At 72.9% G+C, this 14,117-nt stretch carries 10 protein-coding genes, 2 tRNA genes and 1 riboswitch; of the genes, 6 read left to right on the top strand and 6 right to left on the bottom strand.

Annotated features, from left to right (window positions below; all coding sequences use genetic code 11):
* Window positions 1–131: 131 nt before the first annotated feature.
* A tRNA-Lys gene (locus LQ326_RS21255) sits at window positions 132–204 on the top strand.
* Window positions 205–417: 213 nt separating this feature from the next.
* On the opposite strand, the gene LQ326_RS21250 is transcribed toward LQ326_RS21255, so the two are convergent.
* On the bottom strand, window positions 418–1,059 hold the full coding sequence (locus tag LQ326_RS21250) for a GTP cyclohydrolase II (RefSeq protein ID WP_234538867.1): 642 nt from the start codon (window positions 1,057–1,059) through the stop codon (window positions 418–420).
* A gap of 140 nt (window positions 1,060–1,199) precedes the next feature.
* Entirely contained in the window at window positions 1,200–1,721 is a 522-nt protein-coding gene (locus LQ326_RS21245) for a MarR family winged helix-turn-helix transcriptional regulator (RefSeq protein WP_234538865.1), read from the bottom strand.
* A 67-nt stretch (window positions 1,722–1,788) separates the two neighbouring features.
* On the opposite strand from LQ326_RS21245, the gene LQ326_RS21240 reads away from it, so the two are divergent.
* The 4 genes from LQ326_RS21240 (at window position 1,789) to LQ326_RS21225 (ending at window position 5,809) form a co-directional block, all read left to right on the top strand.
* Window positions 1,789–2,910, top strand: a complete 1,122-nt coding sequence (locus tag LQ326_RS21240) for a dihydrofolate reductase family protein (RefSeq protein WP_234538864.1) — start codon at window positions 1,789–1,791, stop codon at window positions 2,908–2,910.
* A gap of 259 nt (window positions 2,911–3,169) precedes the next feature.
* Window positions 3,170–3,243, top strand: a tRNA-Met gene (locus LQ326_RS21235).
* 315 nt (window positions 3,244–3,558) lie between these two features.
* Window positions 3,559–3,717, top strand: a riboswitch (cyclic di-AMP (ydaO/yuaA leader).
* 9 nt (window positions 3,718–3,726) lie between these two features.
* Window positions 3,727–4,761, top strand: coding sequence for a M23 family metallopeptidase (locus LQ326_RS21230; RefSeq protein ID WP_234538863.1), 1,035 nt, complete (start codon window positions 3,727–3,729; stop codon window positions 4,759–4,761).
* 85 nt (window positions 4,762–4,846) lie between these two features.
* The gene (locus LQ326_RS21225) at window positions 4,847–5,809 is read left to right on the top strand and encodes an aldo/keto reductase (protein ID WP_234538862.1); all 963 of its coding nucleotides are present in this window, start codon (window positions 4,847–4,849) and stop codon (window positions 5,807–5,809) included.
* Between the two features lie 140 nt (window positions 5,810–5,949).
* Here the strand turns inward: LQ326_RS21225 and LQ326_RS21220 are convergent, their stop codons facing one another.
* From LQ326_RS21220 to LQ326_RS21205, 4 genes are all read right to left on the bottom strand, one after another.
* Window positions 5,950–7,290, bottom strand: coding sequence for a PrsW family intramembrane metalloprotease (locus LQ326_RS21220; protein WP_308401987.1), 1,341 nt, complete (start codon window positions 7,288–7,290; stop codon window positions 5,950–5,952).
* A 10-nt stretch (window positions 7,291–7,300) separates the two neighbouring features.
* Window positions 7,301–8,173, bottom strand: a complete 873-nt coding sequence (gene trmB / locus LQ326_RS21215) for a tRNA (guanosine(46)-N7)-methyltransferase TrmB (RefSeq protein WP_234538861.1) — start codon at window positions 8,171–8,173, stop codon at window positions 7,301–7,303.
* Between the two features lie 41 nt (window positions 8,174–8,214).
* Window positions 8,215–9,435, bottom strand: a complete 1,221-nt coding sequence (gene lhgO, locus LQ326_RS21210) for an L-2-hydroxyglutarate oxidase (protein ID WP_234539023.1) — start codon at window positions 9,433–9,435, stop codon at window positions 8,215–8,217.
* Between the two features lie 188 nt (window positions 9,436–9,623).
* Entirely contained in the window at window positions 9,624–11,048 is a 1,425-nt protein-coding gene (locus LQ326_RS21205; protein WP_181807741.1) for an NsdA family TPR-like regulatory protein, read from the bottom strand.
* A gap of 737 nt (window positions 11,049–11,785) precedes the next feature.
* On the opposite strand from LQ326_RS21205, the gene LQ326_RS21200 reads away from it, so the two are divergent.
* Window positions 11,786–13,858 carry an asparagine synthase-related protein gene (locus LQ326_RS21200; RefSeq protein ID WP_234538860.1) on the top strand — a complete coding sequence of 691 codons (2,073 nt, stop codon included), beginning with the start codon at window positions 11,786–11,788 and terminating at the stop codon, window positions 13,856–13,858.
* Window positions 13,859–14,117: the final 259 nt, after the last annotated feature.

Here is a 14,117-nt window from a genome sequence, read left to right as displayed (position 1 = left end):
CCCTCCCGCGCCCTTCCCGCGCCCTCCCGCCCCTTTCTCGTCCCACTTCTGCCACACGACGCGGCCACGACCCCGATACCCGATCGGCGAGACGCCTCCGTCCGGCTATGCTCGGGGAGGCAACATCGCCTGGGCCGTTAGCTCAATTGGCAGAGCAGTGGACTTTTAATCCATTGGTTGTGGGTTCGAGTCCCACACGGCCTACCGAAGAGCCCCGGTCCGGACCTCGTCCGGACCGGGGCTCGCGGTGTTTCGCGGGTTCGGAGACCGGGACCGGCCCCTCGCAGGACCCCGGTCAGCACGCCGCCGCCCCCCTCGTGCGGGGCGGCGGCGAACTCCTGTACCGGCCACCGGTCGTTCCCCGAGGCTCCCCCGGCGGTGTGTCCGTCGGTGCCGGCCCACCGTGCCCTGCGGTGCTCAGCCCGCGTTGAGCTCCGTCAACTCGGACAGCGGCAGCGTGTGCTGGGTGTGCAGGACCTTCGCGCGCAGGTAACGGACGTTGTGAGCGGTGCTGAAGACACCGGTCGGGACGCGGTCGCGGACGGTGACGCCGAGGCCGCGCAACTGTTCGGCCTTGTCGGGGTTGTTGGAGAGCAGGTCGAGCTCGGTGATGCCGAGGGCGGCGAGCATCTGCGCGGCGGCGGTGTAGTCGCGGGCGTCCTCGGGCAGGCCGAGGGCGGCGTTCGCCTCGTAGGTGTCGAGGCCCTGGTCCTGGAGGGCGTAGGCGTCGAGCTTGTTGTAGAGGCCGATGCCCCGGCCCTCCTGGCGCAGGTAGAGCAGGACGCCGCCGCGGCCGGCGATGCGCTCGACCGCCTCGCGCAGCTGGGGCCCGCAGTCGCAGCGGGCCGAGCCGAAGACGTCGCCGGTCAGGCACTCGGAGTGCAGCCGCACCAGCGGGAGGGCGCCGGGGGCGGGCTCGCCCAGGACGACGGCGACGTGCTCCTGGCCGTCGGTCAGGCCATGGAAGGTGACCAGCTCGGCGTCGACGCTGTAGCCGTCGTGGAAGCGCAGCGGGACCCGGACACGGGCGCGCTGGGTGGCGGCGGGGAAGTCGGTCATCGGGTTCTCCAGTGTCCGGGTGCAGGACGGCGGTCCCGGTACGGGACGTCGCGGCGTCTGCTTCAGATTTGAAGCAGATCCACGCGGGGAACCCTACTCATGTTTTAAATTTGAATCAACAGTTTCCGTGCTGCGGCGGCTCACGGACCGGAACAGGGGGACGACCGGCGCCGCCAGGGCACCTCGTCCGACGTGGGCCTGGGGGTCTCGCCGCCCTCCAGCGCCCGCGCGATCGCGGAACCGATCGTCTCCAACTGCTCCACCTGCTCGTCGGAGAGCTGGTCGAAGACCGCCGCCCGTACGGTCTCCACGTGCCCCGGCGCCGTGCGCTCCAGTACGGCCATGCCCTCGTCGGTGAGGATGGCGAAGCTGCTCCGCTTGTCCCACGCGCAGTCCTCGCGCCGGATCAGCCCGTCCTTCTCCAGCCGTGTCACGGCGTACGTCAGCCGGCTCCGGGTGATCTTCGACTTCTCGGCGAGATCGGTCATGCGCAGCTTGTGCCCCGGCTCCTCGGAGAGGTTGGCGAGGATGCCGTAGTACAGATGGGGCATGCCGGCGTCCTGCTGGAGCTGCCGGTCGATCGCGTCCTCCAGGAGGATCTTCGCGGCCATGAACGCGCGCCACGCGCGCTGCTCCTTCGGAGTGAGCCAGCGAGTCGTCATGCATCCAGTGTAGGTTTGTTTCAAACTTTAACCAAGGCTGCCCGTCCCCCGGGAGTGAACGCGTCCGATGCCGTATCCCCACGTCCTGCTCTCCGCCGCCGTCTCCCTCGACGGCTACCTCGACGACACCGGCCCCGACCGGCTGCTGCTCTCCTCGCCGGCCGACTTCGACCGCGTCGACGAGGTGCGGGCGTCCGTCGACGCGATCCTGATCGGCGCCGGCACCATCCGCGCGGACAACCCGCGGCTCCTGGTCAACGATCCGGAGCGGCGCGCGGCCCGGGCCGCGGCGGGCAAGCCGGAGTACCCCCTCAAGGTCACGGTCACCGCGACCGGCGAGCTCGACCCGCAGGCCAGGTTCTGGCACACCGGCGGCGCGAAGGCCGTCTACACCACGGACGAGGGCGCGGGGCGGGCGCAGGTGGCGGCGGACGTCGTGTCGCTGGGCCCGGAGCTCGACTGGCGGCTCCTCCTGGAGCACCTGCACGACGTGCGGGGAGTGCGGCGCCTGATGGTCGAGGGCGGCGGCACGGTCCACACCCAGCTCCTCCAGCAGGGCCTGGCCGACGAGCTCCAGCTGGTCCTGGCCCCCCTCTTCGTCGGCGACCCGAAGGCGCCGCGGCTGTTCGGGCCGGGCGGATACCAGGCCGGGCGGCTGCGGCTCCTGGAGAGCCGCCGTATCGAGGACGTCGTCCTGATGCGGTACGAGCCCACGGCGCCCGGCGCGGGTGCGGCGCCCTCCGCCGCCGACCGCCACTGGCTGCGGCTCGCCTGCGCACTGGCGGCCGACTGCCCGCCCTCCCGGACCGCGTTCAGCGTCGGCGCGGTGGTGGTCGCGGCCGACGGCACGGAACTGGCCCGCGGCCACTCCAGGGAGGCCGGCGACGCAGTGGTCCACGCGGAGGAGGCGGCCCTGGCCAAGATCCTCCCGACCGACCCCCGCCTGCCCGCCGCCACGGTCTACACCAGCCTCGAACCCTGTACCCACCGCGCCTCCCGCCCGCACCCCTGCGCCGAGCTGATCCTGCGGGCCGGGGTGCGGCGGGTGGTGACCGCGTGGCGTGAGCCGGACACGTTCGTGACGGCGGCCGACGGGACGGGGGCGCTCCGGGAGGCCGGGGTGGAAGTGCTGCTCCTGGGTGAGTTCGAGGCACAGGCGAAGGCACCGAACGGGCATCTTCTCGGCTGAGCAGGTGGGCTGGACGGGACGACCGGAGAGAGGGCTGGAGTTCTTTCGCGGTTGCGGTTGCGGGTGCGCAGTGATTGCTCGCGCGGGTCCCCGCGCGCCTTCGGGATCGCGCTGCCGCAGCGCCCCTTCAGGGGCGCGGGGAACTGCGCGAGCGGCCCCCACCTGCCCGCGGCCGCAGAACCCGCAGAACCCGCCGGACCCCACGCGACTCAACCCGTGTGACTCCCACCCTTCGGATGGCGTATGCTGGTGTCAACGACGCGGGGTGGAGCAGCTCGGTAGCTCGCTGGGCTCATAACCCAGAGGTCGCAGGTTCAAATCCTGTCCCCGCTACTGAAACCCAGGGCCGGAATCCTTGTCAGAGGATTCCGGCCCTGAGTCATGCCCCCCGCGAATCCGCAGAACGCCGTCACTTTCGGTGTCCGGGCGGCCGCCCTCCGCATCACAACTGAGTCACCATCAAAACCTGTGTGACTCCTGAGGTGAGCGGCTCGCATCGTCGACTCGACCGCTTTTGACCGTTCGTGGCCGGTAAGTCCGGGCCCTGAAAGCTTAATGATCAAGCCGAACGGCTTGGAATCTCATGGCCGGGTCTATTAACGTTCGATAACGCAGCGCGGTCGTCCCAGCCGTCACCCGAGACGGCTCCGTGCGCACGCGCCGAATCCCGCAAGGGAACCGGGGAACCACCACCTTGGGGTGAATCGCGAGGCTACCGCCGGGTACGAAACGGCCGGTATACACGCGTAGGAGACCTTCCCGCTCCGAACCCGTCAGCTAACCCGGTAGGCGGCGGAAGGAAAGGAGTGCGCCCGCGTGGCGTCCAACCCGCCTGCTCCCACAGCCCCGTTCGTGCCCAGCCAGCGTCAGCCCGACACCTTCGGCTACGGCGGCTACCGCCCCGACGAGGGCCCCTTCGAGGAGTGGAACCCCACCGAGGAGTCCCTCTCCGCGGCTCGCGGCCGGCACCGGGTCGCCAGGCAGAAGGGCGGCGGGCTCGCCCGCAGCTCCACGGTTCTCGGCGTCGGCGTCATCGCCGCCGTCGGCGCGGGCGGCATGGCCAGCGCCAACACCGGCAAGCCGCCGGTCTCCATCTCCCTGCCCGACCTGCCCTCCTCCGTCAGCTCCCTGCTCGGCGAGGGCGGCGGCCACCAGGCCACCCAGACGGCGCTCAGCAGCGTCACCACGACCGCCGCCACCGACGCGGACTCCTCCTCGAACGCCGGTGAGGCGCTGCGCAGCCGGATCATCGCCCAGGCGGCGCAGCAGCAGAACCAGCTCGACACCAAGGCCGGCGCCAAGGCCGTCGCCGCCGCCGACAGGGCGATCGCCGCCGCCGAGGCCAAGGCCGAGCAGGCGGCCGCCGCGAAGGCCGCCGACGCCAAGGAGAAGGCGGAGGCCTCCGCGAAGCAGAAGGCCGAGCAGGCCCACCTCGCCGAGCTGGCCAAGCAGTACACGCTGCCCGTCGTCTCGTACACGATCACCGGCACCTTCGGCCAGGCCGGCTCCATGTGGTCCTCCGGCTACCACACCGGTCTCGACTTCGCCGCGCCCACCGGCACGCTGATCAAGGCCGTGCACAGCGGCACGGTCACCGAGGCGGGCTGGGCCGGGTCCTACGGCTACCGCACGATCATCACCCTCGACGACGGCACCGAGCTGTGGTTCTGCCACCAGTCCTCGATCGGCGTGAAGGTCGGCCAGAAGGTCGCCACCGGCGACGTCATCGGCCGCGTCGGCGCCACCGGCAACGTCACCGGCCCGCACCTCCACCTGGAAGTGCACCCGAACGGCCAGGCCACCGCCATCGACCCGATGACCTGGCTGCGCGGCAAGGGCCTCAACCCCTGACCTGCCCAGGACAGGCGGGGCGCCTTTACGAGAACTTCGTGTCGCGTCGGCATGGGGCGCCCGGGGCCGCGTGTTGAAGTGAAGCATGACTGCTTCTTCCGCTTCCCCTTCCCTCCGCAAGCTCGGCGCCTCCGACCTGGAGGTCTTCCCGCTCGCCCTCGGCGGTAACGTCTTCGGCTGGACCGCCGACGAGGCCACCTCCTTCGCCGTCCTCGACGCCTATGCCGCCGCCGGCGGCAACTTCGTCGACACCGCCGACTCGTACACGGCGTGGATCGAGGGCAACAAGGGCGGCGAGTCCGAGACGATCATCGGCAAGTGGGTCAGGGCGCGCGGCAACCGGGACGACGTCGTCATCGCGACGAAGGTCAGCCAGCACCCGGAGTACCCGGGCCTGTCCGCCGCCAACATCAAGGCCGCCGCCGACGCGTCCCTGCGCCGTCTGGGCACCGACCATATCGACCTGTACTACACGCACTTCGACCAGCCCGAGGTCCCGGTCGAGGAGATCATCGGCGCGCTGGACGAGCTGGTGCGGGCGGGCAAGGTCCGGCACATCGCCGCGTCCAACATCACGCCGGAGCGGCTGCAGGAGTCCCTGGACTTCTCCGACCGCGAGGGCCTCGCCCGGTACGTCGCCCTCCAGCCTCACTACAACCTGGTCTCCCGCGACACCTACGAGGGCCCGCTCCAGGACCTGGCCTCCCGCACCGGCCTCGCGGCCGTCCCCTACTTCGCCCTGGCCGCCGGCTTCCTCACCGGCAAGTACCGCCCCGGTACGACGGTCGACAGCGCCCGAGCGGGCCGAGCCGCCCAGTACGCCGAGTCCGACCGCGGTCAGAAGGTCCTGGCGGCCCTGGACGAGATCGCCGCGGCCCACGAGGCCCCGGTCCCCACGGTCGCCCTGGCCTGGCTGGCGGCCCAGCCCACCATCGCGGCCCCGATCGCCTCGGCGCGCACCCTCGAACAGCTCCCGCCCCTGCTGGGCGTGGCCGACCTGACCCTGACGGACCAGGAACTGAGCAGGCTGACGACGGCTTCCGCCTGACGCCCCGCGCAGGCCTGCCGGCTCACCACCGGCGGGCCGCTCACCGTTTCTCGTCACCGCTCCTCGCCGCCGCGACGGTGCTCAGCCCGAGCCCGCACGGCGCGTCCCGGCGGTGCCGGACCCTCCGCGACCCCGAAGCACTAGCTCCGGTACGGGTTGTAGGACGGGTACGGCACCGCCGCCCCCTGCCACCCCGGGCCCGGTGCCCCGTAAGCCGTCGGCGCGTAACCCGCGTAACCCGCGTACCCGGGCCACCCGCTCGGCGCGGCCGTCCGGGCCGCGTACTCCAGGGCCGGCCGCACCAGCTCCCGCCGGCTCCACAGTTCCGTGAGGAGTTCGCGCTCCCGCACCACGAAGTCGGCCCCGGCCCGCCCCCGCTGCCCCCGGCGCCGCAGCAGTGCCAGCGTCGTCGCGTACCCCTCGTACTCGGCGACCGCCCGCCCCGCCGCCCTGCCGAAGTGGTACGCGGCGTACTCCCGGGCCATCTGCCGCGCCCGCATCGACCCGAGCAGGAACGGCTCGGCCGCCCCCAGCCACCCCGCGTAGACGTACGCCGGCAACTCCTCCCGCACGGTCCGCAGCTCCCGCTGCCGCGTCCACACGGCCAGCCAGGTCAGCAGCCCGAACGCCGGCACCATGAACATGCCGTACACGGCGAAGAACCCGTACTGCCCGAATGTCGAAGACCCGTTCCAGAACGCGTGCATGCTCATCGCGAGCAGCAGCCCGGCGAGCGGCGCCAGCACACGCCGCGCCCGCTGCCGCTCCCCGGAGAGCGCGGCGATACCGAAGCCGATGCCGGTGAGGACGGTGAAGAGCGGGTGCGCGAACGGCGACATCACGATGCGCACGAAGAAGGTCGCGGCCGTGACGGAGGCGATCCCGCTGCCGCCGGTCAGCCGGTCGGTCCCGAAGGCCGTGCCGAGGTAGAGGATGTTCTCGGTGAACGCGAACCCGGTGGCGGTGACCCCGGCTATCACCACGCCGTCCACGATCCCGGTGAAGTCCCGTCTGCGGAAGAGGAAGACGAGGAGCACCGCCGCCGCCTTCGCCGACTCCTCGACGACCGGCGCTATCACGGTCGCCCCGAGCGTGTCCGCGCTGCTGGGATCCGCGGTCGCCGTCGCTATCCATCTCGTCGCGAAACTGTTGGCGACGATGGCTATCAGGGCGGCCGCGCAGGCACCCCAGGCGAGGGCGAACAGCAGGTTCCGCCAGGGGCCGGGCTGCACCCGGTCGAGCCACCGGAACGCGCCCACGAGCAGCGGCACGGGCAGCACGGCGAGCCCGAGGCCGACGAGAAGGCCCTCCGTCCCCGTCTGCTCCCGCACCAGCGCGAGGATCACCAGGCCGGAGAGGGCCAGCAGCGTGACCAGCGCCCCGTACCGCACCCAGCGCCGCCGCCACCAGCGGGGCGGACGGCTCTGCGGGTAAGGCGGGTAAGGCGGGTGCTGCGGGTACGGCGGCGTAAAGGCGGCCACGGCATCGACCCTAACGAGGTGACTCCTGACGGTGCTGCTCGCTCTGCGGCACCCGGTGCTGTACGCGACGGAAGAGCAGATCGTTCACCACATGTCCCTTGTCCAGTCCCTGGCCCTCGAAACGGGTCAGCGGCCGGTGCGCCGGGCGTGGCGCGAAACCGCCGTCGGCCTGCGTGTTCTCGAACTCCGGGTGGGCGTCGAGCACTTCCAGCATCTGCTCGGCGTACGGCTCCCAGTCCGTCGCGCAGTGCACGATCGCCCCGGGGCGCAGCCGGGTCGCGGCGAGATCGAGGAACTCGGCCTGGATGAGCCGCCGCTTGTGGTGCCGCTTCTTGGGCCACGGGTCCGGGAAGTACACGCGCAGCCCGTCCAGCGAGTCCGGCGTCAGCATCTCCCGGAGCAGGATGATCGCGTCGCCGTTGCCGACCCGGACGTTGGACAGGCCGTTCTGGTCGGCGAGGTTGAGCAGGTTCCCCTGCCCCGGTGTGTGCACGTCGACGGCGAGGATGTTGACGGCCGGCTCCTCGGCGGCCATCAGCGCGGTCGCCTCGCCCATCCCGAAGCCGATCTCCAGTACCACCGGGTTGCCGTTGCCGAACAGCCCGCCGAGGCCGATGACCCGCTGCCCGTCGATGTCCAGGCCCCACTTGGGCCACAGCCGCTGCAGCGCGTCGGCCTGCCCGGCGGTGACCCGGCTGCGGCGCGGCTGGAAGCTGCGGATCCGCCGCTCGAAGTGCGACCCGGCGGGATCGGCCCTGGGCCCGTCGGGGAACCGGGGCTCGCCCTTGGCCCGGGTGTGCCGGCCGGGGGCGTGGTGGGGCCGCTCACCGGGCGGGGCGGTTTCGGAGGCATTGAGTTCGGAGGCATTGAGGGAGTCAGACACAGTGGGTCGATTTTACGGCCCCGGCGGCAGGGCCGAGGGGGTCACACCGCGTCCAGCATCGCCAGCGCCCGCTGTGCCACCTCCCGCCCGATCGGCAGCGAGGCCGTCGCCGCGGGCGAGGGCGCGTTCAGCACATGGACCGTCCGCGGGGCCTCCTTGATCAGGAAGTCGTCGACGAGCGTCCCGTCCCGGAGCACGGCCTGCGCCCGCACCCCCGCGGCCGCCCGCACCAGGTCGCCCTCCTCCGCGGCGGGCAGCAGACGCCGTACGGCCGCCGTGAACGCCTTCTTCGACACCGACCTGCGCAGCTCGCCGCCCCCGTACCGCCAGTGCCGCCGCGCCAGCGCCCAGGCCCCCGGCCAGGCCAGCGTCCCGGCGACCTCCCACGGCCGTACGACGCCCCAGCCGTACCCTTCCCGGGCCAGCGCCGGCACCGCGTTGGGCCCGATGTGCACGCCGCCGTCGATCCCGCGCGTGAGGTGCACCCCGAGGAACGGGAAGGCGGGATCCGGCACCGGATACACCAGCCCCCGCACCAGCTCCGGCCGCGCCAGCTCGTAGTACTCGCCCCGGAACGGCACGATCCGCATCCCCGGCTCGTCCCCGGCCAGCCGCGCCACCTCGTCGCAGTACAGCCCCGCGCAGTTGACCAGCACGCGTGCGCGTACGACGTCACCGCGCGCGGTGAGCACGGCCACGCCCCGCTCCGGCCGCCGGTCCACGCGGACCACCTGCGCGCCGTACCGGATCTCCGCACCCGAGGCCCGACCGAGCTGCCGGGCGACTCCCACGAAGTCGCACACCCCGGTCGTCCCGACGTGTATGGCGGCGAGGCCCCGCACCTCGGGCTCGTACTCCCCGATCTGCGCGGCCCCGAGCTCCCGCACCGGAATCCCGTTCTCCCGGCCGCGCTGCACGAGCGCGTGCAGCCGGGGCAGCTCCGCCCGCTCCGTGGCGACGATCAGCTTGCCGGTGACGGCGTGCGCGATGCCGTACTCCGCGCAGAACTTGACCATCTCGGCGGCGCCCTTGACGGCGAACCGCGCCTTCAGCGACCCCGGCCGGTAGTAGATCCCGCTGTGGATGACCCCGCTGTTCCGGCCCGTCTGGTGCCTCGCCGGCCCGGCCTCCTTCTCCAGCAGGGTGACCCGGGTCCCCGGTGCGGCACGGGTGATCGCGTACGCGGTGGACAGCCCGACGATCCCACCCCCGATGACGAGCACATCGCAGTCGTAAGCAACCCCGGCAGACACCTGCACCACCTCCCACGCTCGATAGTGCACTGCGCCACTGACATCACTTTCAAACGCCGGTGCGTGCAGCGCGCCCCGAAGGGGCGCGGGGCTGTGTCCGATGTGCGGCTGCCGCCGCGCGGGCGCGAGCAACCACGAGGCACCCGCACCCGCCCCGCGTGCTCAGGCCCGCGGACGCCCAGACGCCCAGACGCCCCTCACGCCGGAGCCATCAGCAACGGCCGCGCCCGCTCCCGCAGCTCCACCACCCTCGGCTCGTCCCCGTACGGCTCCAGCCGGTGCAGCAGATCCTTCACGTACTCCGTGGTGCGCGCCGAAGATATCCGCCCGGCCACCTCCACGGCCCGCACCCCCTGCTCGCAGGCCGCGTCGAGGTTGCCCGACTCCAGTTCGGCGACGGCGGAGACGACCAGCCGCAGCCCGTGCGAGCGCACGAACTCCTCCGTCGGCTTGGAAAGAGCCTGCTCCGTGAAGCGCCGCACCTGCCGCGGAGCCTTCAGGTCCCGGTAGCACTCGGCCGCGTCCGCCGCGAACCGGTCATAGCCGTAGAAGCCGAGCCAGGAGGGATCGTTGTCCCCCTCCCGCGCCCGCTCCAGCCATCCTTCCGCGGCCTTCAGCGCGGCCCCCGCGGCCTGGGCGTCACCGGCACGCGCGTGGGCCCGCGCCTCGACCAGCCGGAAGAAACTCATGGTGCGGGCGGTCGCCAGCCCCCGGTTCCGCTCCACGGCGGCCTGCGCGAGATCGACGCCCTCGTCGCCGAAGCCCCGGTAGGTCGCCTGCAAGGACATCGATGCCAGGACGTACCCGCCGAGCGGCACGTCCGCCGCCGCGCGGGCGAGCCGCAGCGCCTGGATGTAGTACCGCTGCGCGGCCTCCTGCTGCCCGGTGTCGAAGGCCATCCACCCGGCCAGCCGGGTCAGTTCGGCACTCGCCCCGAACAGCGCCCGCCCGACTTCGTCGGAGTACGCGCCGAGCAGCAGCGGTGCCGCCTCCACGCGTAAACACTCCGGCACCATCGACGACCGCCAGTCGCCGCCGCCGTACTTGGAGTCCCAGCGCCTGGCGTCCTCGGCGGCCTCCCGCAGCTTCTGCACATCGCTGTGGCCGACTTTGAGCGGTGCGCCCGAACCGTCCACGGTGTGCGCTTCGCGTGCCACCGAACTGTCGGCGGGTGTAATCAGCCAACGCGAGGCGGGCGTCGCGTACGCGCTTACTGCGAAGGATCCGGCCAGCGACTGCCAGATGCCGCCGGAACCGGCCCGGCGGCCGGCCAGGTCGAGGCGGTACAGCTCCGTCGCCGACCGCACCGCCTGGCCGACGTCCCTGGGGAAGGCGAGGCCCACTTCGGGGGCGGGATCCGCGTCCGCCAGGCCGATCTCGTGGAGCGGCACCGGGCGGCCGAGCTTCTGGCCGATCGCGGCAGCGATGAGGTGCGGGGCGGCGCCCTGCGGCACCATGCCCTTCGACACCCAGCGCGCCACCGACGTCTTGTCGTAGCGAAGAGTCAACCCGCGTTGAGCGCCAAGATCGTTGACGCGACGCGCGAGTCCTGCGTTGCTGATTCCCGCGAGGGCGAGAACGGCGCCGAGTTTTTCGTTCGGCCCGCGTTGCTCCCTGGACATGCGCCACCCCTCGACACAGACGGCTGCCGCGCTGGCATAACCACGCGGCATTCGTAAACCCAGCGTAGTTCGCCGCATCCCAAGCGTTAAGGGGCATTCTTCCGGATGGCGGGATTGTGGTCCGTACGCGAGTGCGGCCCAGACACGCACCGTGCACGACCTGTCGCGACGTGCCCCCGCCGTGTGGCCGTGCGCCCGCCCGTGCGCTCTTCTCCGGCCACCAGGGGAGCGGTTCCATGGCTGGTGCGTGGGTCGGCCCGCTGTACTGGATCCAGTGGGCTGGGGGACACCGCCACCTTCATCCCCGCGGGTGGCGGACCGGTCCGGGAGGCGATGCCCGCCTCCCGGACTGTGCGTTGTCAAGTGCGCGCGGGTGCGATGCGCCAAGCGTGTACGGAGCGTGCGCAAGTCCGCGCGCCCATCTCGGATTTGGCCGAAAATCGCCCCCACCCTCCGCGAGCGATCAACGCTCCTACCATGGCAATTGAGGGCGCGAAGGGCGTTTTGGGGGAGCGTACAGGGGGCGCATTCGCGTCGCACTCACCCGGTGCCGTACGGCCGTCGGCGCTCGCCGTGGCTCTTCCGCGGCACGCGCGCGTAGCCGGTCCTGCGGCAACTCCGGGGAATCTTCCAGGGATCAAAGGCGGCCCCACCGCCACCTCGGACCGCGTCCTTCATGGCAGCATGGGGACCCGGTTCGTACCGTGCATGGTTGTCCACAGCCTGTGGAGGCGTCGATGCGGTGGTTGGTGGGATGGAGCAGCACCGCCTCCGGTGCCGCCACGATCGGCTCCGCCGGCGCCATGGGTTACGACGGCGAGACCGTTCACCCCATCGGCTCCCAGCTCCTGTGGGGCGACCCCGATCCGCTGTGGGCGGTCGGCGACTGGCGGCCCGACGAGGTGCGCGTCATCAGGGCCGACGCGCAGAACCGCATCGCCGTCCTCGGCACCTGCGGCGCCACCGACGAGGAGCTGCGCCTCGGCCTCTTCACGGCGCGCGGGGGCGCACTGCGGCATCTGACCGCCTGGTCCGGCAGCTACACGGCCGTCGTCCAGGTCGGCCGCCGGGTCACCGTCTGCGGCGACCTCGCGGGCGCCCGGCCGGTCTTCCACAGCCCCTGGGCAGGCGGTACGGCCTACGCCACGGCCGCCCTCCCCCTCGCCGACCTCATCGAGGCCAACCTCGACTACGGCCACCTCGCGGCCCTCCTCGCCGTCCCCGAGGTACCGGCCGCGCTGCACGACTCGACCCCGTACGAGGGCGTGCGGCGCGTTCCGCCAGGGCACGCGCTGATCCTGCGCGCCGGGGCGCGCGAGATCGCCGGCTACGAGCAGGTCGCCTCGCTCGCGGTCGCGGCACCCTCCGCCGACCCCGACAGTGCGGTGGACGCCGTACGGGACGCGCTCGTAGAAGCGGTACGCGCGCGGTTGTCGGCGCCCCGGCACGTCCCGGACATCGACCCGGGTCCGGTCCCCGGCATGGGCCCCGCCGAGCGTCGCGCGGCGCGCGGGATGCCGGTCCCGGGCATCGGCGCCGACCTCTCCGGCGGCCCCGCGTCGGGGACGCTCGCGCTGCTCGCCGCGGGGCTGCCCGGGATGCCCGGCACGGTCCTCGGCCACGGCGCCGGCGAGCGCCTGCTCGCCGTCACCTTCAACGACCTGGCCGTGGGCGGCCGCGAGGCCGAACTCCAGCGCGCCGGCACCCTCGCCGCCAACCCGCGCCTGCACCACGTGGTGGTCACCGGCGGCGAGGAGACGCTGCCGTACGCCGACCTCGACGGCCCCCTGACCGACGAACCGGGGCCGTCCCTGGTCTCCGCGGCCCGGCACCGCGCCCGGCTCGCCGCCGGCAGCGCCGACCACTTCACCGGCTACGGCGCCCGCCAGGTTCTCGACGCCCACCCCGCGCGCCTCGCCGACCTGCTGATGGACCGCAAGCGGCGCCACCTCGTCCGCCCGGTCGCCGCGCTGGCCAAGGCCGACGGCTCGGTGATGGTCCCCGCGCGCGTGTACAGCGCGGCGCGGCGCCTGGCCCGTACGCCGTACCGCACGGGCGTCGAGACCCTCGCCGAACGCCTGCTGCGGCGCCGGTTCGACGACCCCGGAGGCGCGGTGGGTGCCTCCCTCGCGGCGCTCACCTGGGCGAGACCGGGTCCGGCGGCGCGCTGGCTGACCGGCGAGGCGCTCGCTGAAGTATCGGTTCTGCTCCAGGGCGCGGCGAACCGCTCCGGCGTCGGCCCCGGCCAGCGCCCCGGAGACTACCGCGCGCGTGCGGTGCTGGCCCGTCACGCGGCCGACATCCGCGTCCTGGAACAGGCGGCCGAAATCCGCTCCCAGCGCCTCCACGCGCCGTTCCTGGACAACCAGGTGGTCCGCGCCTGCCGCGACCTCCCCGAGGCGCTGCGGGTCCAGCCGGGCGCCCGCGCGGCCATCCTCCGCACGGTCCTGGAGGGCGCCGGTGTCACCGACCTCCCGCCGGGCTGGGGCGCCCCCTCCCACGCCTCCTCGGCAGCCGCCACCCGCACGGGGCTGCGCGTGGCGGCCGACGAGCTGATCTCCCTCTTCTCGACGCCGCTGCTGGCGCAGGCGGGCCTGGTGGAGGCGAGGGTGGTCCGCAAGGCGCTGCGCGCGGCGGCCGCCGGGGAGCCGTTGCCGCTGGACGGCCTGGCCGACCTGGTCTCGCTGGAGCTGTGGCTGCGCCGCCTCCTCTCCCGCCGGGGCACGTGCTGGACGGGGACGCCGGCGCGGGCCCGTGCGGTGCCGGCGGGGGTGACGCCGATGAGGGGTGCGTTGGCGTCTGGGGCGTGACGCGGTGACGGGGGTCGCCGTGTCTGGGGCGTGACGTGGTGACGGGGATCGCCGTGTCGGGGGCGTGACGTGGTGACGGGGGCCGCCGTGTCTGGGGGCTGCCGCCCCCAGGCCCCCGCATCGGGGGTGGTGCCGGTTCGTCGCCGGGCGCGGGCCGGTGGGGGGCTGATCGCGCAGTTCCCCGCGCCCCGTGCGGGGCGCCGCAGTCGCCGCGTGCTACCTAGCCCTACATAGCTCTACATAGCCGCGGGCAGTCGTG

The sequence above is a fragment of the Streptomyces shenzhenensis genome (genome assembly GCF_021462265.1).
Classification (GTDB): Bacteria; Actinomycetota; Actinomycetes; order Streptomycetales; family Streptomycetaceae; genus Streptomyces; species Streptomyces shenzhenensis.
The sequence above is the reverse complement of the archived record's forward strand: the minus strand, read 5'-3'. Positions and strand labels throughout refer to the sequence as shown.

What these genes read in the sequence shown, in the direction of transcription:
- LQ326_RS21205 (WP_181807741.1), bottom strand. Translation starts at nt 11,048, where the DNA reads ATGTCCAGGGAGCAACGCGGGCCGAACGAAAAACTCGGCGCCGTTCTC.
- LQ326_RS21240 (WP_234538864.1), top strand. Translation starts at nt 1,789, where the DNA reads ATGCCGTATCCCCACGTCCTGCTCTCCGCCGCCGTCTCCCTCGACGGC.
- LQ326_RS21225 (WP_234538862.1), top strand. Translation starts at nt 4,847, where the DNA reads ATGACTGCTTCTTCCGCTTCCCCTTCCCTCCGCAAGCTCGGCGCCTCC.
- LQ326_RS21245 (WP_234538865.1), bottom strand. Translation starts at nt 1,721, where the DNA reads ATGACGACTCGCTGGCTCACTCCGAAGGAGCAGCGCGCGTGGCGCGCG.
- LQ326_RS21200 (WP_234538860.1), top strand. Translation starts at nt 11,786, where the DNA reads ATGCGGTGGTTGGTGGGATGGAGCAGCACCGCCTCCGGTGCCGCCACG.
- LQ326_RS21250 (WP_234538867.1), bottom strand. Translation starts at nt 1,059, where the DNA reads ATGACCGACTTCCCCGCCGCCACCCAGCGCGCCCGTGTCCGGGTCCCG.